This window comes from Leucobacter sp. GX24907, from assembly GCF_053567335.1.
Window position 1 is genome coordinate 54451 of sequence record NZ_JBSGPD010000004.1, and the last position, 22196, is coordinate 76646.

22 protein-coding genes are annotated in these 22196 nt (G+C 64.6%); 14 read left to right on the top strand and 8 right to left on the bottom strand.

Annotated elements, in window-relative coordinates; translation table 11 throughout:
- Nucleotides 1-3: 3 nt before the first annotated feature.
- The 7 genes from recR to ACUYV6_RS07140 all read left to right on the top strand — a co-directional run bounded on the left by recR (nt 4) and on the right by ACUYV6_RS07140 (nt 8117).
- Nucleotides 4-600: a recombination mediator RecR gene (recR, locus tag ACUYV6_RS07110; RefSeq protein WP_449277967.1), complete on the top strand. Its 597-nt coding sequence runs from the start codon at nt 4-6 to the stop codon at nt 598-600.
- Between the two features lie 125 nt (nt 601-725).
- Nucleotides 726-2003 carry an aspartate kinase gene (locus tag ACUYV6_RS07115; protein ID WP_449277968.1) on the top strand — a complete coding sequence of 426 codons (1278 nt, stop codon included), beginning with the start codon at nt 726-728 and terminating at the stop codon, nt 2001-2003.
- A gap of 16 nt (nt 2004-2019) precedes the next feature.
- On the top strand, nt 2020-3087 hold the full coding sequence (locus ACUYV6_RS07120; RefSeq protein WP_449277969.1) for an aspartate-semialdehyde dehydrogenase: 1068 nt from the start codon (nt 2020-2022) through the stop codon (nt 3085-3087).
- Between the two features lie 368 nt (nt 3088-3455).
- The gene (locus ACUYV6_RS07125) at nt 3456-4793 is read left to right on the top strand and encodes a GntP family permease (protein ID WP_449277970.1); all 1338 of its coding nucleotides are present in this window, start codon (nt 3456-3458) and stop codon (nt 4791-4793) included.
- Between the two features lie 42 nt (nt 4794-4835).
- Nucleotides 4836-6170, top strand: coding sequence for a four-carbon acid sugar kinase family protein (locus ACUYV6_RS07130; protein WP_449277971.1), 1335 nt, complete (start codon nt 4836-4838; stop codon nt 6168-6170).
- Between the two features lies 1 nt (nt 6171).
- Nucleotides 6172-7197: a 4-hydroxythreonine-4-phosphate dehydrogenase PdxA gene (gene pdxA / locus ACUYV6_RS07135; RefSeq protein WP_449277972.1), complete on the top strand. Its 1026-nt coding sequence runs from the start codon at nt 6172-6174 to the stop codon at nt 7195-7197.
- Between the two features lie 128 nt (nt 7198-7325).
- A complete protein-coding gene (locus ACUYV6_RS07140) occupies nt 7326-8117 on the top strand; it encodes a DeoR/GlpR family DNA-binding transcription regulator (protein WP_449277973.1) in 792 nt (263 codons plus the stop codon).
- A gap of 119 nt (nt 8118-8236) precedes the next feature.
- On the opposite strand, the gene ACUYV6_RS07145 is transcribed toward ACUYV6_RS07140, so the two are convergent.
- A complete protein-coding gene (locus ACUYV6_RS07145; RefSeq protein ID WP_449277974.1) occupies nt 8237-9238 on the bottom strand; it encodes a metallophosphoesterase in 1002 nt (333 codons plus the stop codon).
- On the bottom strand, nt 9238-11826 hold the full coding sequence (locus ACUYV6_RS07150) for a transglycosylase domain-containing protein (RefSeq protein ID WP_449277975.1): 2589 nt from the start codon (nt 11824-11826) through the stop codon (nt 9238-9240). Before ACUYV6_RS07150 ends, ACUYV6_RS07145 begins: the two co-directional genes overlap by 1 nt.
- Before the next feature lie 95 nt (nt 11827-11921).
- Between ACUYV6_RS07150 and ACUYV6_RS07155 the strand changes: the two genes are divergently transcribed.
- Together ACUYV6_RS07155 and ACUYV6_RS07160 are read left to right on the top strand one after the other, a co-directional pair.
- Entirely contained in the window at nt 11922-12101 is a 180-nt protein-coding gene (locus ACUYV6_RS07155; RefSeq protein WP_449277976.1) for a DUF4177 domain-containing protein, read from the top strand.
- A 5-nt stretch (nt 12102-12106) separates the two neighbouring features.
- Complete coding sequence (locus tag ACUYV6_RS07160) at nt 12107-12580, top strand: RidA family protein (protein ID WP_449277977.1); 474 nt, start codon at nt 12107-12109, stop codon at nt 12578-12580.
- Nucleotides 12581-12687: 107 nt separating this feature from the next.
- Here the strand turns inward: ACUYV6_RS07160 and acs are convergent, their stop codons facing one another.
- The gene (acs, locus tag ACUYV6_RS07165; RefSeq protein ID WP_449277978.1) at nt 12688-14649 is read right to left on the bottom strand and encodes an acetate--CoA ligase; all 1962 of its coding nucleotides are present in this window, start codon (nt 14647-14649) and stop codon (nt 12688-12690) included.
- A gap of 597 nt (nt 14650-15246) precedes the next feature.
- Here acs and ACUYV6_RS07170 point away from each other — a divergent pair.
- The 5 genes from ACUYV6_RS07170 (at nt 15247) to ACUYV6_RS07190 (ending at nt 18595) form a co-directional block, all read left to right on the top strand.
- On the top strand, nt 15247-16110 hold the full coding sequence (locus ACUYV6_RS07170; RefSeq protein WP_449277979.1) for a CpaF family protein: 864 nt from the start codon (nt 15247-15249) through the stop codon (nt 16108-16110).
- 17 nt (nt 16111-16127) lie between these two features.
- Complete coding sequence (locus ACUYV6_RS07175) at nt 16128-17051, top strand: type II secretion system F family protein (protein ID WP_449278232.1); 924 nt, start codon at nt 16128-16130, stop codon at nt 17049-17051.
- Between the two features lie 247 nt (nt 17052-17298).
- Entirely contained in the window at nt 17299-17613 is a 315-nt protein-coding gene (locus ACUYV6_RS07180; protein ID WP_449277980.1) for a hypothetical protein, read from the top strand.
- Nucleotides 17614-18077: 464 nt separating this feature from the next.
- Nucleotides 18078-18239, top strand: a complete 162-nt coding sequence (locus ACUYV6_RS07185) for a hypothetical protein (RefSeq protein ID WP_449277981.1) — start codon at nt 18078-18080, stop codon at nt 18237-18239.
- On the top strand, nt 18239-18595 hold the full coding sequence (locus ACUYV6_RS07190; RefSeq protein ID WP_449277982.1) for a hypothetical protein: 357 nt from the start codon (nt 18239-18241) through the stop codon (nt 18593-18595). Before ACUYV6_RS07185 ends, ACUYV6_RS07190 begins: the two co-directional genes overlap by 1 nt.
- Here the strand turns inward: ACUYV6_RS07190 and ACUYV6_RS07195 are convergent, their stop codons facing one another.
- The 5 genes from ACUYV6_RS07195 to ACUYV6_RS07215 all read right to left on the bottom strand — a co-directional run bounded on the left by ACUYV6_RS07195 (nt 18596) and on the right by ACUYV6_RS07215 (nt 21951).
- Complete coding sequence (locus ACUYV6_RS07195; protein WP_449277983.1) at nt 18596-19288, bottom strand: SOS response-associated peptidase; 693 nt, start codon at nt 19286-19288, stop codon at nt 18596-18598.
- A gap of 625 nt (nt 19289-19913) precedes the next feature.
- Complete coding sequence (locus ACUYV6_RS07200) at nt 19914-20243, bottom strand: DUF7882 family protein (RefSeq protein ID WP_449277984.1); 330 nt, start codon at nt 20241-20243, stop codon at nt 19914-19916.
- 247 nt (nt 20244-20490) lie between these two features.
- Entirely contained in the window at nt 20491-20811 is a 321-nt protein-coding gene (locus ACUYV6_RS07205) for a hypothetical protein (protein ID WP_449277985.1), read from the bottom strand.
- A 9-nt stretch (nt 20812-20820) separates the two neighbouring features.
- Entirely contained in the window at nt 20821-21147 is a 327-nt protein-coding gene (locus ACUYV6_RS07210; protein WP_449277986.1) for a hypothetical protein, read from the bottom strand.
- A 93-nt stretch (nt 21148-21240) separates the two neighbouring features.
- Complete coding sequence (locus ACUYV6_RS07215) at nt 21241-21951, bottom strand: hypothetical protein (protein WP_449277987.1); 711 nt, start codon at nt 21949-21951, stop codon at nt 21241-21243.
- Nucleotides 21952-22196 lie beyond the last annotated feature (245 nt).

A 22196-nucleotide genomic window follows, 5' to 3' on the forward strand; every position in this document is an offset into this window, starting at 1 on the left:
ACCATGTACGACGGCATCGTGCAGGAGCTGATCGACGAGTTCGGTCGCCTTCCCGGAATCGGCCCGAAGTCGGCTCAGCGCATCGCATTCCACATTCTGCAAACGCAGAACTTCGACGTGTCCCGGCTCTCTGAGTTGCTCGGAGAAGTGCGTGAGAAAGTGCGCTTCTGCGAAGTATGCGGCAACCTCACCGAACAGGAGCTCTGCTCCATCTGCCGCGACCCGCGGCGAGACTCGGCAATCATCTGCGTCGTGGAAGAGCCCAAAGACGTGGTCGCGATCGAGCGCACCCGGCAGTTCCGCGGGCGCTACCACGTGCTCGGCGGGGCAATCAGCCCCATCGACGGCATCGGCCCCGATGACCTCAGCATCCCGCAGCTCATGAAGCGCCTCGACTCCGGAGAAGTCACCGAGGTGATCCTCGCCACTGATCCGAACCTTGAAGGCGAAGCCACCGCGACCTACCTCTCCCGATTGCTCACCGCGATCGAGGTACCCGTCTCACGCCTCGCCTCAGGGCTCCCGGTCGGTGGAGACCTTGAGTTCGCCGACGAGGTCACCCTCGGCCGAGCATTCGAAGGCCGCCGCAAAGTCGATTGAGTGGGCAAGCACGACGCGCGGTGGTCCTCCCAGCCACATACACCGAGCCGTTCAGACACATGCGAGCCTCGGAGAAGCCGGTCGGATAGACTGGCGGTTGGTACATATCGCAGAGGAGGATCCGCGTGGCATTGATCGTGCAGAAATTCGGTGGGTCCTCGGTCGCCGATGCCGAGAGCATCAAGCGGGTCGCCAAACGTATCGTCGAGACGCGTCGCGCAGGCAATGAGGTCGTTGTCGCAGTCAGTGCGATGGGCGACACCACCGACGAACTGCTCGACCTGTCGGCCGAATGCACTCCGATTCCCGCGCCGCGCGAACTCGACATGCTGCTCACCGCGGGCGAGCGCATCTCTATGGCGCTGTTGGCGATGACCATCAAAGGCATGGGCGCTGAGGCCTACTCCTTCACCGGGAGCCAAGCCGGCATGATCACGACCGCGGAGCACGGCTCCGCAAAGATCGTCGATGTCACTCCCGGGCGCATCCGCGAGGCCCTTGATGAAGGCGCGATCGCGATCGTGGCGGGCTTCCAAGGCTTCAGCCGCGACTCCCGTGACATCACCACCCTCGGTCGGGGCGGATCCGACACCACCGCCGTTGCGCTCGCCGCAGCGCTGCACGCCGACGTCTGCGAGATCTACACCGACGTCGACGGAGTTTTCACGACCGATCCGCGCATGGTGCCACGCGCCCGCAAGATCGATGCGATCTCCGCGGAGGAGATGCTCGAGCTCGCCGCATCCGGTGCGAAAGTGCTGCACCTGCGAGCCGTCGAGTACGCGCGCCGACACGGTGTCGAACTGCACGTCCGTTCCTCGTTCACGAGCGAGCCCGGCACGATCGTCTACAACCCCGAGAAGGGGCATCCGAAGGGAGCTCAGGTGGAAGAGCCAGTCATCACCGGAATCGCCGCCGAGAAGAGCGAGGCGAAGGTCACCGTCGGCGGTGTACCCGACGTTCCGGGCAAGGCCGCACAGATCTTCGAGATCGTGGCGAAGACCAACGCCAACATCGACATCATCGTGCAGAACGTGTCCGCCGCGAAGACGAACCGCACCGACATCTCCTTCACCGTTCCGCTCGGCGACGGCCGACGCGTCATCGAGGCGCTCGAAGCCGAACGCGAGGCGCTCGAGTTCGAGACGCTGCAGTACGACGACCAGATCGCGAAGGTCGCTGTCGTCGGCGCCGGCATGCGTACCAGCACCGGGGTCTCGGCGCAGCTCTTCCGAGCGCTCTCCGAGGCGGGCATCAACATCGAGATGATCTCGACGTCCGAGATTCGAATCTCTGTCGTCGTGCGAGCTGACCTGCTCGACACCACCGTTCAGGTGCTGCACTCGGCATTCGGCCTCGACGCCGACGCAGAGGCCACCGTCTACGCCGGCACCGGCCGCTGAGAAAGAGGAAGACATCATGGCTGCACAGCAGGGCTTCAACGTCGCCATCGCCGGTGCCACCGGACAGGTCGGCGCGGTCATGCGCAAGCTGCTCGCAGAGCGGGACTTCCCGATCGCGAGCATCCGCTTTTTCGCGAGCGCACGCTCGGCGGGGCAGACTCTCGAATTCAAGGGCGAGCAGATCGTCGTCGAAGACATCGCGACCGCAGACCCTGCAGGGATCGACATCGCGCTCTTCTCCGCAGGCGGTGCGGCCTCGAAGGAATTCTCGCCCAAATTCGCCGCCGCCGGCGCCATCGTGATCGACAACTCGAGTGCCTGGCGCCTCGATCCCGAGGTTCCGCTCGTCGTCAGCGAGGTCAACCCGCATGCACTCGACGCCATCGTCGAGGCAGGCCACGGCATCGTCGCGAACCCCAACTGCACCACCATGGCCGCGATGCCCGTGCTGAAGGCGCTCGATACCGAAGCCGGACTCGCACGCCTCATCGTGACGACCTTCCAGGCTGTGTCGGGATCGGGCCTCGCCGGAGCTCGCGAACTCGCCACCCAGGCTGTCGCCGCAGTCGAGTCAGGCGACCTCGAGAACCTCGTGCACGACGGATCATCGGTGCAGTTCCCCGAACCCGGCGTGTACGCGAAGACCATCGCATTCAACGCGCTGCCGCTCGCCGGCTCGATCGTCGACGACGGTGAGGGCGAGACGGACGAAGAGAAGAAGCTCCGCAACGAGAGCCGGAAGATCCTCGAGCTGCCGGACCTGCTGGTTTCGGGAACCTGCGTGCGCATTCCGGTGTTCAGCGGGCACTCACTGGCAGTCAACGCAGAGTTCGACCGAGACATCACTCCTGAGCGCGCCGCCGAGGTGCTCGCGAGTGCGCCGGGCGTTGAACTGAGCGACATTCCGACGCCGCTCGACGCGGCCGGTCAAGATCCGAGCTTCGTGGGTCGCATCCGTGCCGATCAGTCGGCCCCCGCGGGTCGCGGGTTGACCTTCTTCGTTTCGAACGACAACCTGCGCAAGGGCGCCGCGCTCAACACCGTGCAGCTGGCCGAGGTCGTCGCGAACAAACTGGCCGCTTAGGTTCTCATCGCGAGAGCGCACTTCTTCGATCAGCGGAGGAGTCGCGGACTCGCTGACCGCCGCCAAGACCCTGCGAGGGTCGAGCCTGTTCCAGTTCGGCCCTCCGCAGGGTCTTGGCGCGTGCTGAGTCTGGCTGGATAACGAGGCCGGATCTGCGCTGTATCTGGAAACGCATCTGAGTTAGATGTGCAACCGGGAGCCTGGCGTGTGCGACTCCATTCACGCGAACTTGATCAGAGTGCGCAGTTAGGTTCGTAATCTGATCGAAACGCGCAGTTGACACGCGCGTAACCGGTGTTTAAAGTGATTCCAGCGCGCAGTTCATGCCCGAATTTCTGCGTGATTCAGTGGATTTCAAGGAGGTCGGTGTGGACCTGCAATTGTTGGCGGCTCTGCTCGTCGGTGTAGCAGCGGTCATCTTCATTATTCTGCGAACGCGTCTCGACGCATTCCCGGCGTTGCTCGTCGGTGCGATCGTCACCGGTCTCGTCGCCGGCGTCGCCCCTCTCGAACTCGTCGAGATGATGACGACGGGCTTCGGAAACACACTCGCGAGCATCGGTATCGTGATCGGGCTCGGCGTCGCGCTCGGCAAGCTCATGGAGGTGACCGGAGCAGCAGACGCGCTCGCAATGGCCTTCATCCGCCTGTTCGGTAAGGGGCGCGAAGCGATTGCCATGAGCGCGACCGGCGCTGTCGTTTCGATTCCGGTCTTCTGCGACAGCGGCTACGTGATGCTACACCCTCTGGCCCGCTCGTTGGCGCGCAAGGCCAAGCAGTCGGTCGTCGTGCTCTCGCTCGCACTCGCCGGCGGTCTCGTGCTCAGCCACACTCTCGTGCCGCCGACTCCGGGCCCGCTCGCCGTCGCCGGCCTGCTCGGCGTCGACCTCGGCGTGATGTTCCTCGTCGGGCTTCCGTTCGTGATCGTGCTCATTCCGGTCGTGCTCACCTACGCGAAGGTCATGGGCAAGCGCCTCGAACCCTTCCGCGATCACACGATGTTCGCTACGGAGGAGGCCGAGGCCGACAGTCGCCCGGTCATCAGTGTCGGGCGCGCCGCGATCCCGATCATCGTGCCGATCCTGCTCATCGTCGGAAACACCCTCACCACCGCGCTCTGGCCCGAAACCACCGCGCAGACCGTCGCGGGCTTCATCGGTGCACCGGCAATCGCGCTCCTCATCGGTCTCGTGATCGGCGCGTACACGCTGCCGCAGCGCGGCACCGACCGCAAGACCATTGCGAGCTGGCTCACCGAGGCCGCGTCGGCCGGTGGTCTCATCATCTTCATCACCGGTGCGGGCGGCGCATTCGCGAGCGTGCTGACGCAGTCGGGTGTCGGCAAGAACCTCGCAGATGGCGTCGGCATGCTGCCGCTGCCGCTGTTCCTGATCCCCTTCCTCATCGCGAGCGTGCTTCGCGTCGCCCAGGGATCCGGCACCGTTGCGATGATCACCGCCGCTACCCTCGCCGTGCCGCTCGTGCAGGAAGCCGGACTCGACCCGGTACTGGCCGCCATGGCCTCCGCCTGCGGTGCGTTCCTCTTCTCGCACTTCAACGACTCGTTCTTCTGGGTGGTGACGAAGTTCGCGGGGCTCTCGGGAACCAACGCCATGAAGGCCTGGAGCGGCATGACCACCACGATCTGGGTCGCGAGCATCCCGCTGCTGTTCATCCTCTGGGGCCTGACGGAACTGCTCGGCTGAGAGTAGTTTCGAAGCATCGTAGAGCACAAGCCGAGGATCACCATGACGAAGTCGAATCCCATCCTGGTCATCGCTGATGACCTCACCGGGGCCAACGCATCCGGCGCTCGCTTCGCGCGCGCCGGCCTGCGCTCAGCGACCGTCACCTGGAAGTCAGTGGACGGACCGATTCCGGGCTTCGACGCTCTGATCGTCACGACCGACAGCCGGCACCTCGACCCCGCCCTCGCAGCGGAGCGGGTGCGCGCCGTTATCGAGCAGATGCCCGAGGCGGAACTCGTGGTCAAGCGCGTGGACACGACCCTGCGCGGGAACATCGGCGCCGAAGCTGCTGCGGCCATCGACGCTGTGCGTGCGGCCCACCCTGGGGAGACCGTGCGGGGACTCGTGGTGCCCGCATACCCGACCTCGGGGCGAATCACGGTCGACGGAGTGCAGCTGCTGGGAGGGAAGCCCCTCGAGCAGACCGAGCTGCGCTACGACGTGCACAACCCCATGACGACCTCCGTCGTGTCGGAGATCGTCGACGCGCAGCAGAGCCGGCTCAGTCACCGGCATATCTCGCTGCGGCACGTGCTGGGTGATCGGCTTGCCGAGATCCTCACCGAAGGTGACGAAGATCTGCTGATCCTCGATGCGCTCGAAGACGACCACATCCAGGCGATCGCGGCCGCCGCAGCGCAGGTCTCGCGTGCGACCGGCATGCGGTGGGTGACGATCGATCCAGGCCCCGCCGGAGCTTTCCTCGCACGGGCGCTCGACCTCGGCGTCAAGACCAGCGATGCGCCGCCACTGCTCGCCGTCGTGGGCAGCGTCACCGACCTTTCCATCGCCCAGGCCGACTACCTGGCACGCAGTGAACTCGTGCACGAGCTCGAGATCGATGCACGCCGGCTCGCCGGAGAACTGGATCACGAGGCGAAGCATGTTTCCGGTGAAGCGGCTGGCGACCCGGTGGCCGAACTCGCTGATGCGCTCGTCGCGAAACTCGAGCAGGCCGTCTTCCCGCAGCAGGTGCTGCTGCGGGTAACCCCTCCGGCGCAAAGCGGTCGACTCTCGGAGGAGGGCCGCGAACGCCTGCCTGATCTGCTCGCCGAAACCCTGCTGCGCGCACTCGATCGAGTGCGCATCTCAGGCCTCTACAGCAGCGGCGGCGACATCACCGCGGCGATCCTCGAGGTGGCGCGCATCCGCGCCTTCGAGGTCGTCGGCGAGGTGATTCCCCTCGCGGTGTACGGGCGGGCGATCGGCGGCGCGCTCGACGGCGTTCCCGTCGTCACCAAGGGCGGACTGATCGGCACCGAGATCACTGCAGAGGCCTGCATGAACCAGCTGCGCACCCTTGCCGAAGGGCGCTTCGATTCGAATGGAGAATGAATTGACCCGACACACCCTCGCACTGACACTCGGAGATCCGGCCGGCATCGGCCCGGAGATCACGGTGCAGACCGTGCTGCAGGCCGCGGGACCCGACGGCCCCGCCCGTGCCGTCGTCGTGGGGGATCCGGTCTCGGTGCGCGCCGCGCTCGACGTGCTGGGGCTCGAAGCAACGGTGCGCGTCGTCGAATCGTGGAACGACCTGCCCGAAGAGCAGGCCGGCGTGATCGATGTCTTCGACACCGGAGTGCTCGGCGATGAGCCGGTCGAATGGGGGGTCGTCTCGGAACGTGCCGGGGCCGCCGCCGTCCGTTCGATCGAGGTCGCGACTGCGGCAGCCCTCGCGGGCGATGTCGCGGGCATCGTCACCGCTCCCATCAACAAGGAGGCGATCTGGGCTGCCGGCAGCACCCACCTCGGCCACACCGAAATGCTTGCCGAGCTCACCGGATCCGCCCGATCGAACACGATGTTCGTCGCACGCGGCAAGAAGATCTTCTTTGCCACCCGCCACATCTCGCTCAGAGGCGCACTCGACAAGATCAACACCGCGATGCAGGTCGGCGCCATCCATGAGGCGCTGCGTGCCCTCCGGGTCTACGGCACCGATGAACCGCGTCTCGCGGTCGCGGCAATCAATCCGCACGGCGGCGAGAACGGCAAGTTCGGTACCGAAGAGATCGACTTCATTCGCCCCGCAGTCGAAGCGGTGCAGGCCGAAGGACACGATGTAGTGGGCCCGATTCCCGCAGACTCGATCTTCCACCAACTCTTCACCGGGCGCTACGACGCGGTGCTCTCGCAGTACCACGATCAGGGACACATTCCGGCGAAAACGGTCGACTTCAATGGCACGATCTCGGTGACCGTCGGCCTGCCGATCCTGCGCACCTCAGTCGACCACGGCACCGCCTTCGACATTGCCGGACGGGCGATCGCCGACCCCGGTACGATGCTCTCGGCCTACTCCGCCGGAGCCGAGTTCGCGCCCTTCGCCGGACGGATTCGCGACGACTTCGAGGCTTGAACCGCAGATTCGGGTGAGTATCGGGCCCGGCGCACGGCCCTGGCGCAGCCGACTTCCGTCGAGCGCGATGGGCCCAGCGTAGATCGGCTACGCTGGGCCCTCGAGACACCCCGATGAAGGAGGCGTATTTGGACGACGAACCCGTGCGTCGCGGCGAGTATCAGCACACGCGACTACGCCGTGAGCGCCTCGTCGAGATGCTCGACGAGCATCAGGGCTCCGGCAACGTGCAGCAGCTCGCAACCGAGCTCGGAGTGTCAGTGTCGACGGTGCGACGCGACCTGGCGCAGCTCGAGACCGAGCATCGAATCGCCCGGACCTACGGCGGCGCGATCGATCCTGCCCGACTCGACCGCTCCTGGCGGGTGAAGTCGACCGAGCGGCTCGCGCAGAAGCGCGCTCTTGCCCGATGGGCCGCCTCCCGCGTGCAGTCAGGGAGCACCGTGCTGCTCGATTCGGGCACCACGGTTGCCGAGGTGGCAGCGCTGCTGGGAGAGCGCGATGACATCACGCTCGCCACGAACGGTCTGAGCTCGCTGCTCGCGCTCGCCGATACCCGGGCGGAAGTACTCGTGCTCGGAGGTCGTCTGCGCCGTCCGAGCGAGTCGATCGTGGGAACCGCGACGCTGCAGGCGCTGCAGCGCCTCACCGCCGATACCGCCTTGCTCGGTGCGGAGGCGCTCGATGCGGCCCGAGGAGTCAACTGCCCCGAGGGCGATCAGGCCGCGGTCAAGGAGCTTATGGCGTCGGGCGCGCGCGAGGTCTGGGTACTTGCCGACTCGAGCAAACTCGAGCGCCAGCCAGGGTTCTCGTACTGGGCGCCCATGCCCGATGGGTGCGGGATCGTCACCGACTCAGCCGTTGAGGAGCACCAGCTGGCACCGTTTCGCGAAGCCGGGTGGTGCGTCGAGGTGATCTAAGCGGCGGGTCCTGCCGTTCGCCTGCTTGCGCTCTCGTTCCCGCAGGACGCCGACTCCTCGCCCGAGACGAGACTTATCTCACGGCAGTGGCGCCCGGTGTGTGCGGGAGAGCAGCGCACTCAGGCGGCTTCGAGCGTGATGAGTGAAGCCTCAGGGCGGCAGCACAGCCGCATCGGCGTGTAAATGGAGCCGCCGATGCCCGCGCTGACATTGAGATAGCAGGCGCGATGCGCGTCGTACCAGACGCTGAGACCGCGGGCCTGTGCAGTCGGCAGATCGCAGTTCGCGGTGAGCGCCCCGATGCCGGGAAGCCGTACCTGGCCGCCGTGGGTGTGCCCTGCGAGGATGAGATCGGCGCCCGCGTCGAGAAGCGTTCCGAGAGCGGATTGATAGGGAGCGTGGACGACCCCGAGGCGCACCGGGCCGGGCACGGCAGGATTCACTGTCGGCGACGCGGAAGGTTCGCTAGAGGACGGCTCGGACGACCACGAGGACCCGGCGGCCGAGGATCCCTGCCGCACGGTCGCGAGCGCTGCACGCATGGCGTCGTCGTCATCGCGGCTGATGTGCGGATCGTTCAGGCCGAAGAGCTCGAATTCTGTGTCGCGCACGCGCAGTGACGTTGCCGAGTTATTGAGGTCGACGAATCCGAGACCCTCGGTGAATGATCGGGTGAGCGCCTCGTTGTCGATGTTCGGCGCCTTGGTGCCGAGCCTGCTCGGCGAGCGGAGGTACTTCAGCGGGTTCTTGAGTTTGGGGCCGTAGTAGTCATTGGATCCGTGCACGAAAACGACTGGGCAGCCGACCTCGGAGAACGGTATGAGCGCGGTCACGAGCGCAGCTCGAGCCTCGGTGTGACCCATGAGGTCGCCAGTGAGCACGACGAGGTCGGGCTTGAGAGCTGCGAGGGATCGGACCCAGTCGATCTTGCCGCGTTGCCAGGGTGCGAGGTGGGTGTCCGAGATCTGCAGTACCCGGACCGGGCTTGCACCCGCGGGGAGTACGGGGATCGTCGCCCGCCGCACGGTGAACAGGCGCGGCTCGACGAAGGTCGAGTACACCGCGACGCCGGTGGCGGCTGCTCCGAGAACAGCCGCCGCCCGGCGGGAGCGGGTGGGCACTAGTCGCACTTCGCCAGCAGGGTGACCTGGCTGCCCCGTTTGGCCGAGCTGCCGGGATCGGGTGTCATCGACACGATCTCGTGGCGTCTGGGGTTGTTCCCATCTGCCTCGCATCTGAGCACCGTTTCGAATCCGGCGCCGCGTATAGCGCGTTCGGCTTCCCGGCCGTCCTGTCCGACCACATCGGGTACCTCGTCGAGGTTGCCCTTGCTGCGGTAGATGGTGACCGCAGACCCGCGTGCCACAGAGGATCCGGCCGAGGGGTCTGTGGATTCGACCCTGCCCTCGGGCTGCGAACCGTCGACCTCTCCGCCATCGTTGACGGTGAACCCGACGCCAGTCAGCAGCTCTTCGGCTTCATCGTAGGTTCTGCCGCTCGTGTCAGGTACTTCGACCATGGTCTGGCGTGTCGCCGACTCAGCCGGGTCGGGGAACGCTTCGCCTCCGTACTTCTGGTCGGCGACGTTCATCACGGCTGGCCAGACGCTTTGCGCGGCATTCTCGATGCCGAAGTTCGTCAGCGGGACCTGGCCGCTGACGTTGCCGATCCAGAACGCGGTGGTCACGCGCGAGCTGCCGCCCACGGTCCACTGATCCTTGTAGTCGTCAGTCGTACCGGTCTTCGCGAAGTGCGGAACACCGTATGCGGATTGTGCGTGTGTACCCGTACCGTTCGCGACTACGCCCTGGAGCGCATACAGCACTCCGGCGGCGACTTCGGGTGAGACCGCCTCCGAGCATTTGCTCTTGGTGAAGGTGACGTCATTGCCCTCGGCGTCGGTGATCGAGTCGATCGGCACGGGGGTGCACGTCTCACCCTTGTTGGGGAAGGCTGCGAACGCCGTGGACATCGTCATCGGGGCGATCTCATCGGTTCCCGCGAACACGTTCGTGGGGTTTCGGGTGAGGTTCGTCGTTCCCGTGTTCGGGAAGTTCGGAATCGTCTGCGGTGAGGCGCGGTGCACACCGAGCTTCTCGGCGAGGTCCATGATCTCGCAGAGGTCGAGCTGCTGAGCCATCGACACGTACGCGCCGTTGACCGAGTTGGCCGTTCCCTTCATGACGGATAGATTGCCCCACTGGTTCATGCCGTGGTTTCGGAACTGCCAACTGTCGTACCCGTAGACACCGCCGGGAAGACAGTTCGCTCGGAACGATGAGCTCTGCACCGTGCGGCCGTTGCCGTTGACGACTTCATTCAGCGAGTGGCCCTGACGGAGCCATTCCGACAGCGTCCAGATCTTGGACGTCGATCCGACCTGGAATCCACTCGAACCGCCGTAGTCGTAGTCGGTGTTGTAGTTGACGCTCGTGTAGTTGCCGTCCTTCTTCAGCACGTCGGGATTGTCGCTGAACTTTCGGTTCTGCGCCATCGCGAGAACGCGACCCGTACCGACCTCATTGCTTACGACGGTAGAGCCGAGGTCGATGCCGCCCATGGTCGGCGGAGTGTTGGCCTTGATCGCGTCGTTGGCAGCCTTCTGCATGTCGAGGTCGATCGTGGTCACGATGTCGTATCCGCCGCGCATGAAGTTGAAGTTGCGCTCTTCCGGCGTATTACCGAAGCTCGGGTCGTTCTTGATGTAGAGCTGCACGTAGTTGCAGAAGTGGCCGAGACCGTTCTTCTCGGCCGCAGCGCAACCCGCCACGCGCGGCGTAATATCCGGCTCGACCGGCGTATCGACCGCCTCGTCATACTGGGCTTGAGTAATCTTCCCGTGGCTCAGCATCGAGTTCAGGATCTTATTGCGGCGCTCGATGTTCGCCGGAATGTTGTCCTCAATATCGATCTGCAGTTTGCCGGGGTTGTTGACGATCGCGACGAGGCTCGCAGCCTCTGCAAGCGTGACGTCTTTCGCGCTCTTGTTGTAGTAGTAGTGCGCGGCCGACTCGATGCCGTAGATCTGGCGGCCGAAGAGGGCGATGTTGAGGTAGCCGAGCAGGATGTCATGCTTCGGATACTGCTTCTCGATCGAGACTGCGTACCGCATCTCCTTGAGCTTGCGGTCGATGTCTTGACGCATCGCGTCTTCGTAGGCCTTTTCGCGCTCCGATTCATCGGGAATCGACATCGCCTCTTGCACGAGTACGTTACGCACGTACTGCATCGTGATCGTCGACGCTCCCGAGAAGCCCCTGCCCGCGAGGTTCTGCAGGGCAGCACGTGAAGTTGCGAGCACATCGACACCGCCGTGCGAGTAGAAGCGGGGGTCCTCCTCGGCGACCGCAGCGTCTTTGACGTACTGAGAGATGTCATCCCAGGCAACGGTCTCGCGATCCTGATCGTAGAAAGTCGCGATCTTGCTCGTCTTGCCGTCGGCAGTCTTGGCGTAGAGATTGGAGGGCTCTGCGAGCTGACCCGGATCGAGGTGGTTCGGCAGGTTCTCGAACACGCTGATCGCTGAGGTGGCGGCCGCGCCGCTGACTGCGACGAGGGGCGTGATCGCGGCGGTGATGAGCACGCCGGCCACGGCGCTCATGGCGATCGCTCCGAACACGGCACTGAGAGCTCCGCCTGCCGAACGGGGCTTCACCGTGCGGATCGTGCTCTTGCCTGCGCGCGCAGACTTCGATGACAGTGGGGACATAGACTCTAGAGTAAGCGACAGAACTGAAAATCTGCTCGCCGACCGATCGACCCGCACGCCGCGGGTGTTTGACCATGAAGAGGGAGCCCAACGACGTGAGCGAGAGCACCGAGACCGGCGCGGAGAACCCGCGCTGGGAGTACTTCGTCACCCCCCTGATCCTGCACAGCGAGGCCCAGATCCTGAACAATTGGGGATCGCAAGGCTGGGAGCTTGTCCAGATTATCGAGGGCCCCGCCGGGGGCAACGTCGCATACCTGAAGAGGAAGGCCTGAACCGTATGTCAGTCATTGAAGATCGCCTGCGCGAACTCGGCTATGAAGTACCGGAGGTCGCCGCTCCGGTGGCCGCTTACGTTCCGGCGCTGCGCCGTGGAAACCTCGTCTACACGAGCGGCCAGCTGCCCTTCGTAGGCGGCGAACTGCCCGCGACCGGCAAGGTCGGTGACGGTGAAGGCCTTGTGGCTGCCGAGCAAGCCGAAGAGCTGGCTCGCCTGTGCGCGCTGAACGCTCTGGCCGCGGTTCGCGGAGTGGTGGGTTCGCTCGACAAGATCAGCCAGGTGACCAAGGTGACCGCCTTCGTCGCGTCCGACCCTTCGTTCACCGCTCAGCCGCAGGTCGCGAACGGCGCCTCAGTATTCCTCGGCAAGGTCTTCGGCGACACGGGCATTCACGTGCGCTCCGCCGTGGGTGTCGCGGTGCTGCCGCTGGACGCACCGGTCGAGATCGAGTTCGTCTTCGAGGTTGCAGACTAAGACGGACGCAGGATCAGCCCTCACGGGTGAGAACGCGAGTCGGGGCGGGAATCGAGAGCTGAATAGCTCTCCGATTCCCGCCCCGACTGCTGCGTACGGGCGAAGTTTCAGCGCATGCGGTTCGCGATCGACTGCATCACTGCTGTGTCTGCGAGGGTGGTCGTGTCGCCGATCTCGCGCCCCTCGGCCGCGTCTTTGAGCAGTCGCCGCATGATCTTGCCCGAGCGGGTCTTCGGCAACTCGTTCACGACGAAGATCTCACGCGGCCGCGCGATCGCTCCGATCTGGCCGGCCACATGCTTCTTCAGCTCTGGTTCCGCGGTATCCGCGGTCAGAGCCTGCTGCTGAGACTTCAGGATCACGAACGCGACGACCGCCTGACCCGTGGTCTCATCGTCCGCGCCGACCACCGCGGCCTCGGCGACCGCGTGATGCGCTACCAGCGAGCTCTCGATCTCCGCGGTCGACAGGCGGTGACCCGACACGTTCATGACGTCGTCGACGCGACCGAGCAACCAGATATCACCGTCGTCATCCACACGCGCCCCGTCACCCGCGAAGTACTGGTCACCGAACTTGGCCCAGTAGGTGTCGATGAAGCGTTGATCGTCACGCCAGATCGTGCGGACCATTGACGGCCACGGGCGCCGAATCGTGAGCAGACCACCATGACCGCGATCCACCCGGTTGCCGTCATCATCAACCACATTGACATCGATACCGGGCTGCGGCACCTGCGCACTGCCGGGCTTCAGCGCGGTCAGACCCGGCAGAGGGGAGATCATGATCGCACCGGTCTCGGTCTGCCACCAGGTATCGACAATCGGGGCCGTACCGCCGCCGATCACGTCACGGTACCAACGCCATGCCTCAGGGTTGATCGGCTCACCCACGCTGCCGAGCAGACGAATCGAGGACAGGTCGTACTGTCCCGGCACCTGACGACCGACCTTCATGCAGGCGCGGATCGCGGTGGGTGCCGTGTACAGGATCGAGACCTGGTACTTCTCAACGATCTGCCACCAGCGACCCCAATCCGGAGTATCAGGGGTGCCCTCGTAGATGACCTGCGTCGCCGCGTTCGCGAGCGGACCGTAGACGACGTAGCTGTGCCCCGTGATCCACCCGATATCGGCCGTGCACCAGTACACGTCACTGGCCGCTTTGAGATCGAAGATGTCGCGATGCGTGGCCGCCACCTGGGTGAGATACCCACCAGCGGTGTGCAGAATACCCTTCGGCTTCCCGGTCGTGCCCGAGGTGTACAGGATGAACAGTGGACTCTCAGCGGGAAATCCCTTCGGAGTGTGCTCAGCATCGAACGAGACGATCTCTTCGTGCCACCACAGGTCGCGACCCTCGACCATCTCGATATCGTTTCCGGTGCGCTGCACGACCAGCACCCGCTTGACGCTATTCGTGCCCGTCTCGAGGGCGAGCGCATCATCGACAGCCGGTTTGAGGGCGGAGGCGCGTCCCTTGCGGTATCCGCCGTCTGCGGTGATGACGAGCTCGGCTTCGGCGTCGTCGATTCGGGCGCGCAGGCTTTCGGCACTGAACCCGCCGAACACGACCGAGTGGGCAGCGCCGAGGCGTGCGACGGCGAGCATCGCGATGATCGTCTCGGGGATCATCGGCATGTAAATTGCGACGCGGTCGCCCTGCCCCACACCGAGCGCGGTGAGCATGTTCGCTGCCCGCTTCACCTCGGCGGTGAGCTCCGCGTACGTGATCGTGCGGGTATCACCGGGCTCGCCCTCGAAGTGCAGCGCGACGCGGTCGCCGAGGCCCGCGGCGACGTGCCGGTCGAGGCAGTTCGCCGTGACGTTGAGCTCGCCATCGGCGAACCACTTCGCGAACGGCGGGTTCGACCAGTCGAGAATCTCGGTGAACGGTTTCGTCCAGTTCAGCGTGCGCGCTTGATCGGCCCAGTACGCTTCGGGATCTTCCGCCGCCTGCCAATAGATCGCCCGGTCATGACGGTTCGCCTGCGCCGCGAATTCCGGTGTCGGAGGGTACGTCTCCGACTCGAGCGGATGACTTTCGATCGTGCCCTGCTGATCACTCATGGACGTCGTTATCCTTAACAGTTTCGCGGTGCGAGCTCCGTCGCCTGGATGAAAGTCAGCGTAGAAGATTGGACGGGCGCAGGCAAACGGGACACGGGAGTGCACGAGCGTCACGGCAGGTTCCACGGTGCGGGCGTCGGGGCGAATGTGCGTGAGGGCCGGGCGCCAGGTCGTCGGTCGGGTCGACGGTGTGATTCAGGGACTGGGGCGTCGGCGTAATCAGGGGCCGGCTCGGGCGCATTGGGTCGCGCCTCACAGCAGGCATTCACAGCCGAAACAGGATCGATGCCGCCTCAGTACTGTGCAGAGCACCCATACGCCGGGCGGAAATGCTTCGCTGAGAACATGTCCCTGCTCCAACCAATACGGACAGTGCTGCACAGCGGGCCAGCGTCGTCGCGGTCCGCTGCGCCATCTTGGCCCGTTGCGCTGCCGCGGGCTGCGGGGCCGCGCCCTACTGTGCCGTCACGGTCCGTTGCGCCGTTGCGCGCCGCTGGGTCGTTGCGCTCAGCTGTGCTGCCGATTGAGGCTCGACGGGCGCTCGGCGGGTTGCTACCCCTGCTGGACCTTCCGAACCTCCGGGACATCCTGCTGCAGGTGGAGGATGGAGTCGCGAGGCTCTGGATTGACCGGAGCGGGGCTCTCGAACTCATCGAAGGTTGGCAGGCCTCTCCTGCAGCACTGCGTCGACTCGCAGTCGCGTTGGTCTCGGCCGGTGGCCGGCACATCGATGAACTGCACCCCTGCGCCGATGTACGGCTCGGAGATGGGATCCGCGTGCACGCAGTGCTGCCGCCGCTGTCGGTGTCGGGCACTGCGGTGTCGATTCGGGTGCCGGGGCTCCAGCGTCCCGCGTTCAGCGATCTCGTCGCCGCAGGACTCTGCGATGATGAGCGTGCCGACTGGCTGTGTACTGCAATGGCAGAGCGGCGCAACCTGTTGCTGAGCGGAGGTACAGGAACCGGGAAGACGACGGTGCTCGCCGCCCTGCTTGACCTGGCACCTGACACCGAGCGGATCCTCACCATTGAAGATGTCGCAGAGCTCCGCCTGAGGCACCGCCACACCGTGTCGCTCGAGGCCCGCCAGGCGAATACGGAAGGGGCGGGCGAGATCACCCTCGACCGCCTGTTGCGAGAGTCGCTGCGAATGCGCCCTGACCGGATCGTGCTGGGGGAGTGCCGTGGCCCCGAAGTGGTTACGCTGCTCGCCGCGCTCAACACAGGGCATGACGGCGGAGCCGGAACGCTGCACGCGAGCCGAATCGTAGACGTGCCGACGCGGCTGGAGGCGCTCGGCATGCTCGCAGGACTGGCCCCCGACGCGCTTGCTCGGCAGGCGGTTTCCGGTCTGCATGCCGTGGTGCATCTCGAGCGACGCCGCGGGAAGCATCGGATCGCCGACATCGCGGGTTTCGTGCTGCGCTCGGATGGAGGTCTCGGTTTGGAACCGATGAGGTGAGCAGCGCGAACGCAGGTATGCTCCGCCGGCGGACTTCTGCTCGTCGCGACCCGGACGGCGCATCAGCAGAGTCTGCGGTCTCGAGTATCGCCGTGATGCTCAGGGCTGGAGTGTCGCGAGCCAGGGTGTTCGCACAGCTCTCCGCTGAGCATCCGGAGCACAAGGACCTTTCGGTGATGGCCGGTGCCACGACTCGTGGCGACCCGCTCGCCGAGGTGCTGCGTTCGCTCGCGGCGCCCGAATGGCGAGCGTTCGGAGCAATCTGGTTGCTCGCCGAGCAGAGCGGCGGGCCGCTTGCGGATGCGCTCGAGCGATATGCCAGGTGTCTGCGTTCCCTGACGGAGCTGCGCGAGCGGCGAGGAGTCTTGCTCGCGGGCCCTCGAGCAACTGTAAAACTGGTCGCCGCGCTCCCGATACTCGCGGTTGGGTTCGGGTGGTTGGTCGGCTTTGATCCACTGGGGATGCTGTTCACACCGCTCGGACTCGTGCTGGTCGCCGTCGGCATCCTGCTGCTGGTGCTGGGCATCTGGTGGGCCTCGAAGCTCACGGGAGCGGTGCAGCGGGAAGACCGTGTGGCCGGGCTCGAGTTCATCCTGCTCTGGGTGAGTCTCGGCGGTGGGGCCTCGACGCAGTCGGCCCTGCGTCGCATCGCCGACTGCGTCGACCTGGTCGGTGCGGAGTGGGTCGACTTCGAGGTGCTGCGACGAGGCGGGGCTTTGGAGCGCGCGGTATCGACCGCGTTGGCTCACGGGGTGCCACTCGGCGCTTTGCTGCTCGAAGAGGCGGAGGCTGCGCACATGCGGGCCCGGTCCGAACTCGAGAGCGGAGCCGAGCGATTGGGAGTGCGGGTGCTCATTCCGCTCGGCGTCTGCGCGCTCCCGTCGTTCATCGTGCTCGGCGTGCTGCCAGTGCTGCTGTCGATGCTGCAGCCGATCATGTGAGTTCTTCGGTGTTGTTGTGGTTCTGCTGAGGCGCTGTGCCGCGCTCATGATGCCGCTGCATCTTTACCAGTGTCAATGTCCTCACCATCCTCACCGTCCGGTTCGTGCAGGCGCTCATGGCCATATTGCATGGCGCCTCACAAGGGGATCCTGCGCCCGAATCTCTCCCGGAGGCGCCGAAGCGCCACATAAGGCAGCCGCTGCGACTCAAGATGGACGACACCGGTGCTCGCCGGAGCCGTGCCAGATGAAAGGAACGAATATGGTCGCCCAGGTCACCCCGCTCACTTCCGATGCGTCCCGTCTCGCCGACGCATCTCCAGACGGTGAGGTCAACTGTTCCGAGGCCTCGGGGTACGAGACAGTTCCGGTTATGGGAGGTCGGACGGCGGACGAGCCAGCAGACGCGAAGATGTGGGTGCACGCCTCTTGGCGTCCGCGGCGCCCGCTGAAGCGCGTGCGGACACGCTGGGCAAGAACCGAGCGAGCGCTCGAGCATCTGCGCGAGGAGGAACGCGGGGCCGTGACCGCGGAGTACGCGATTGTGATGACTTCGCCATAACCGCATGTGTGAGTGTTGACCTCAAGCGATGCCGCATTACATTTGCGACGGGGACTGCGACCCCGACCTGCCGTCATGCCCAGCCTGTCACCTGCACCCTATGGCGCCAGTAGAGCGGTGGTGGGTCTGCGAATGCGGGGTCACGCTCGTGCCGCGTGTGCGTGACCCGCTCAAGCCCTGGGAATGCGGGTAGCTCGAACTGCTCTACGCACTGACCAAGATGTGGCGACACGCCTTGCCGAGTGGTGAATGTCAGCTCTGCGGCGTACCCTTCATCGAACATACGTTCGAATGGAGGATGCCGTGCGGATACGCGAACAGTCGTCGATCGTGCCAACCTCACCCAACTACTTCCGGGACATGGTGATCGAGGCAATCCGAGACCTTGAAGCCGAACTCCAGGCCGGTGAAATAGACCACGCCACCTACTACTTTCGGATGCACTCACTCAGGAGGATGCTCCGGTGAGAATCAGAGAGTCAAACGCCATCGTCCATGCGACATCGGTCGAGCGTCAAAAGCAGATCCTGGAATCGATCACCGAACTTGAGCAACAGTACGAGGACGGAGAGATCGAAACGCCGGCGTACTGGATCAAGAAACGCGCGCTCGTGAGGATGCTCTAATGCGCCGTGGGGAACGCGAAGCAGCGCAAGCTCGGGATCGGATGCCCTACATCATGATCGAACAAGACCTTTGGGCTGTGCTGCGCTACCGGCGTGATCAGCCCGCAGCGATGATCCGTCGTATCACCGACCGCAACGAGATCGCGAAGTACCTCGTACTGACGTGGCATCCTGATCCTCATAGGTGGCGTCTCATCGCAATGTACGACTCCATTGAGGAAGCGAACGGTTCTGTCCTGTGGGAGTCCTCGGGCATCAGAACCGGGCGGGAGAGCCACCGGCCACCCACGAAGCAGGGGTACATTCCGCAGGAGACGATAGACGGTGCACCGCACGTCCCACTCGACACAGAGTAGCTACGCGGGGTCGAGAAGCTCGGGCCCGTCACCCCGCAAAGGGTTCACCGCCCACTCCCTAATCTGTTCACTCACCGAGATAGATGCTTCGGATACGGCGTCGACAAGTAGCTGGTCGCCTTCGGTTTCGGGGTCGAGCCAGTCATGCAGCAGCTCATCGGTCATGAACACCGGCATGCGGTCGTGCAGCGGCTCCATGACACCGGCTGATGCTCGGGTGAGAATCGTCGCAGTGAGATGCCAACCCTCATCGTCACCAGCGCCGGGTTCGTGCCACCACGAGTACAGACCCGCCATGGGGAGGATCGGTGCAGGCCCGAAGATCGCGTGCGGTGTGCGCTTCCCCTTCGGTCCCGTCCACTCATAGAACCCGGACACGGGAACGATGCAGCGGCGGCTCTTCACCTGATTCTTAAATGACGCTTTCTCCGTAACCGTCTCGGAGCGCGCGTTGAACGTCGGAAACTTCGTCTTGAGTTCCTTCGACCAGATCGGCACCAGCGACCAATACGCCGTCTCGAACCGGTGCTCACCGCTCTTATGGTCCGTGAACACAGTCGGCAGCTGCTGCGTCGGCTTCAGATTCCATGACGACTCCGCACCCTTCGGTCGCTCACGCATCCACGACGCCAACTCCGTGTCCGCAGCGACCGGCATCATCTCGTCATAGTCCACAACGACTCTTCCGCACATGCCCACAGGGTACGCCCGCTCAGGTGCGGTGGGTACCCACAGCTGCGTAGTGTGACCCCATGAACGACCAGGCACCCCAGTACATCTGCGACGCCATGCTGGAGGACTGCGACCCTCAGATCCCGTCATGCCCCGCGTGTGATCTTCACCAAATGCAGCCCGCACCCCGCTGGTGGGGATGCGAATGCGGGGTGAGGCTCCTCCCGAGCAGGCGGGACCCAGTGCAGCCGTGCGAGGCGCTCACCGGCGGGTGACCTGGACCGCGTCGCGCGAGACATGAGTGCGTCCCAACCGACCCTGTGCGCCTCACATCTGTGCGGGATACGGTGCAGATATGACGAAAGCATCTGAGAAACGCGCCGCAGCGGCCCGAAAAGCTAGGTGGGATAAGGAAGTAGCAGGCACGGGCCACTCCTACCAGCCGACTGAAGCAACCCAGCTCCGACGAGATATAGAGATCAAGCGAGATCTCGATGAGCAAGAGAAAGAACGCGAAGCGTAGCACCTCGGCCACTGTCTGCACCCCGGAAATGACGAGAACGCCCCGCGCACCTCAGTCTCACGGCTCTAGTGCGCGGTGAGTGGTGCGTTGAAAAGAAGCAGTTACTTTCGTTTCCCTACTTTTCTATCGCTTGTAATCAGGGTGCGCTTTCGCTTCCTTCTCACTCAGCACGGTCAATCCGTGAGGAGTTTGAGAGAGCCGCTCAAGCAAATGCACCCAGGCCGGATCCAAACGTGGCGGACGCCCACCTGAGAAGCTGAACGTGACCGGGAGCCCTGGATGCATCCACAGCGAAACCCTCCCTGAACCCTGAGTGGCCGGGATGCCCCAGGACAACAGGAACGATTCATGCTTACGTAGCTTCCGGACCATCGCAGCTTTGATGTGCGCAAGCTCTCTATCATCGAATTCATAAGCATCGTTGCCGTAGACCAGATAGCCCATATTTTCCATGATCCCACAATCCGCTATGGCCAGCACGGGGATCTACTTGCTCTCTTTATAAGACCGCAGACGACTCGGAAATCTCGTGAGAGCAATGCGCCGATAGGCCGACAACTCTAACGGGGAATTGGAAAGGCAAAGGCGCCGGCCTATCGGTAAATAGATGATTGCATAAGCCACGAGGCAAGACAACGCCCCGCAAACACAGAAAGCGCCCCCTCCTGGCCGAAGCCAGGAGGGGGCGTACTAGTTTTGCCTATTCAGCGGCGTAGCGCGGCACGTAGTGTGGTCGGGCGTCCGACCCGAGCATGAGCCGCTCGACGGAGGGCCAGCGATCGCCGAGCCACTGCGCGACCCGCTGGTAGAGCAGGATCACAAGGGCGATCACGAGCGCCTGCAGGATCGCGAGCGCCGGTACCGACACGACGCCGGCCTCCGCGACGAGCTCGTCGACCCAAGTGAGGGCGACGGCAAGGATCGGGATCTGCGCGACGAGGCGCGCAACGAGCACCGCGACGAGCGCAGCGATCACCGTGCGCCGGTCCTGGGTCTTCCGGTCAGTCTTGGTCTGTGGCATGAAACACTCCTACTCGATGTAGCCCGCCGGCGGACCCGGCGGGGGCGGGCCAAGGCCCTGGTTGATGTGCGACCGGAGATCCGCGACATGCTGGCGGGAGGCGGCCTTGTCGACCCACATGCGATCCAGGCGGGTATCTCCGGCGGCGCGCTCCTCGCGCAACTGCTCCACATACGCGGAGCGTTCCTCTTGGAGCTGGTCGATCAGGGTTTGCGTGTCCTCGCGGCGCTTCCCTCGCGCAGTGAGCGCACCGACCGTGAGGCCAACCACACCAGTGATGAGCGCCTGGATCGTGGCACCCCAATCGACCTGTGCGAGCGGAGAAGGATCACTCATCGTCCCTCCGTCTCGTGAGCAGGTGCACGGCGGTGATCACCCCGACCATTGCCAGTGCCACGCCAGCGGCAACTGGCGCCGCGGCGATCGGGCTCATCGCATGCCTGCCTGAGCGGCTGCGCGATAGTCGCGGTAGGTCGGCCCGTCGACCTTCACGGACGGGCCACCGCCGAGCTGGCCCTTGATGTCGTTCGCTTCCTTCTGGTCGTAAATCTCCTTAAAGAGACCCGGCCCGAAGATCGCCCAGCGGCGACCGGGGCGCCTCGCGTCCTTCACGTATGCGTCGGTGTAGATCATGATCATGGTGCGAACTCCTCGCTTCGAAACGGACTTCTTGGTGGTGCGGCTGACAGTGCCGCCGAAGCGGATGCCAGCCTTGGGGCGCAGGTAGCCGATGACGCCGCGGGTCACAAAGTCACTGATTTGGACTGCGCCGGGGTTCTGGGTGAGGCACCGCAGCATCCCCGCACGCGGCACGCTCAGCACGGTCGCGACATGGGAGAGCGGGAACCACACGGAGCCGAGCTCCCAGAACGCGACATCACCAGCCCTGGGGGTGGCAGTGGCGGGCAGGATCTCGAACCACTCCGTCAAACCGGAGCTGCGAGCGTTGTGGTAGACGTTGCACGCCCAGCCACCATGCGGTGATGTTCCGCCAGCGTTCGTGTAGGTCGGCCACGCCGGAACACCGAGCGCCTGCGCGTAGTGGCTCCACTGGTCCCAGCATTGGGCGCCGAAAACACCATCAACATCGATGTAGCGCGCTTTCACCTGTGCGATGTAGCGCGTGAGGTCAAAAGCCATAGGTGCCTCCCTCTAGAAATGGGTGAGCCCCCACCGAAGTAGGGGCTCACGAATATGGCTGAAACGAGTAGCGTCGCGCGGCCTGTCCTCGAACAGTGAGATCCGTCTGCAGGGGTCGCGGGTCTATCTCGATTCGCCAGTGACCTTCGCCGGAGACACAGACGGGTGGGTAGACCTGCCGTATAACTCGGGGTTCCATGCGGGGACAGCGCAGCAAGCTCAGTACCGCATCAAGGGCGGCATTG

Bases quoted from the DNA above. Each gene is read 5' to 3' on its own strand.
- recR (WP_449277967.1), top strand. From the start codon at position 4: ATGTACGACGGCATCGTGCAGGAGCTGATCGACGAGTTCGGTCGCCTT.
- ACUYV6_RS07120 (WP_449277969.1), top strand. From the start codon at position 2,020: ATGGCTGCACAGCAGGGCTTCAACGTCGCCATCGCCGGTGCCACCGGA.
- ACUYV6_RS07130 (WP_449277971.1), top strand. From the start codon at position 4,836: ATGACGAAGTCGAATCCCATCCTGGTCATCGCTGATGACCTCACCGGG.
- ACUYV6_RS07150 (WP_449277975.1), bottom strand. From the start codon at position 11,826: ATGTCCCCACTGTCATCGAAGTCTGCGCGCGCAGGCAAGAGCACGATC.
- ACUYV6_RS07160 (WP_449277977.1), top strand. From the start codon at position 12,107: ATGTCAGTCATTGAAGATCGCCTGCGCGAACTCGGCTATGAAGTACCG.
- acs (WP_449277978.1), bottom strand. From the start codon at position 14,649: ATGAGTGATCAGCAGGGCACGATCGAAAGTCATCCGCTCGAGTCGGAG.
- ACUYV6_RS07175 (WP_449278232.1), top strand. From the start codon at position 16,128: ATGCTCCGCCGGCGGACTTCTGCTCGTCGCGACCCGGACGGCGCATCA.
- ACUYV6_RS07180 (WP_449277980.1), top strand. From the start codon at position 17,299: ATGAAAGGAACGAATATGGTCGCCCAGGTCACCCCGCTCACTTCCGAT.
- ACUYV6_RS07190 (WP_449277982.1), top strand. From the start codon at position 18,239: ATGCGCCGTGGGGAACGCGAAGCAGCGCAAGCTCGGGATCGGATGCCC.
- ACUYV6_RS07195 (WP_449277983.1), bottom strand. From the start codon at position 19,288: ATGTGCGGAAGAGTCGTTGTGGACTATGACGAGATGATGCCGGTCGCT.
- ACUYV6_RS07200 (WP_449277984.1), bottom strand. From the start codon at position 20,243: ATGGAAAATATGGGCTATCTGGTCTACGGCAACGATGCTTATGAATTC.
- ACUYV6_RS07205 (WP_449277985.1), bottom strand. From the start codon at position 20,811: ATGCCACAGACCAAGACTGACCGGAAGACCCAGGACCGGCGCACGGTG.
- ACUYV6_RS07210 (WP_449277986.1), bottom strand. From the start codon at position 21,147: ATGAGTGATCCTTCTCCGCTCGCACAGGTCGATTGGGGTGCCACGATC.
- ACUYV6_RS07215 (WP_449277987.1), bottom strand. From the start codon at position 21,951: ATGGCTTTTGACCTCACGCGCTACATCGCACAGGTGAAAGCGCGCTAC.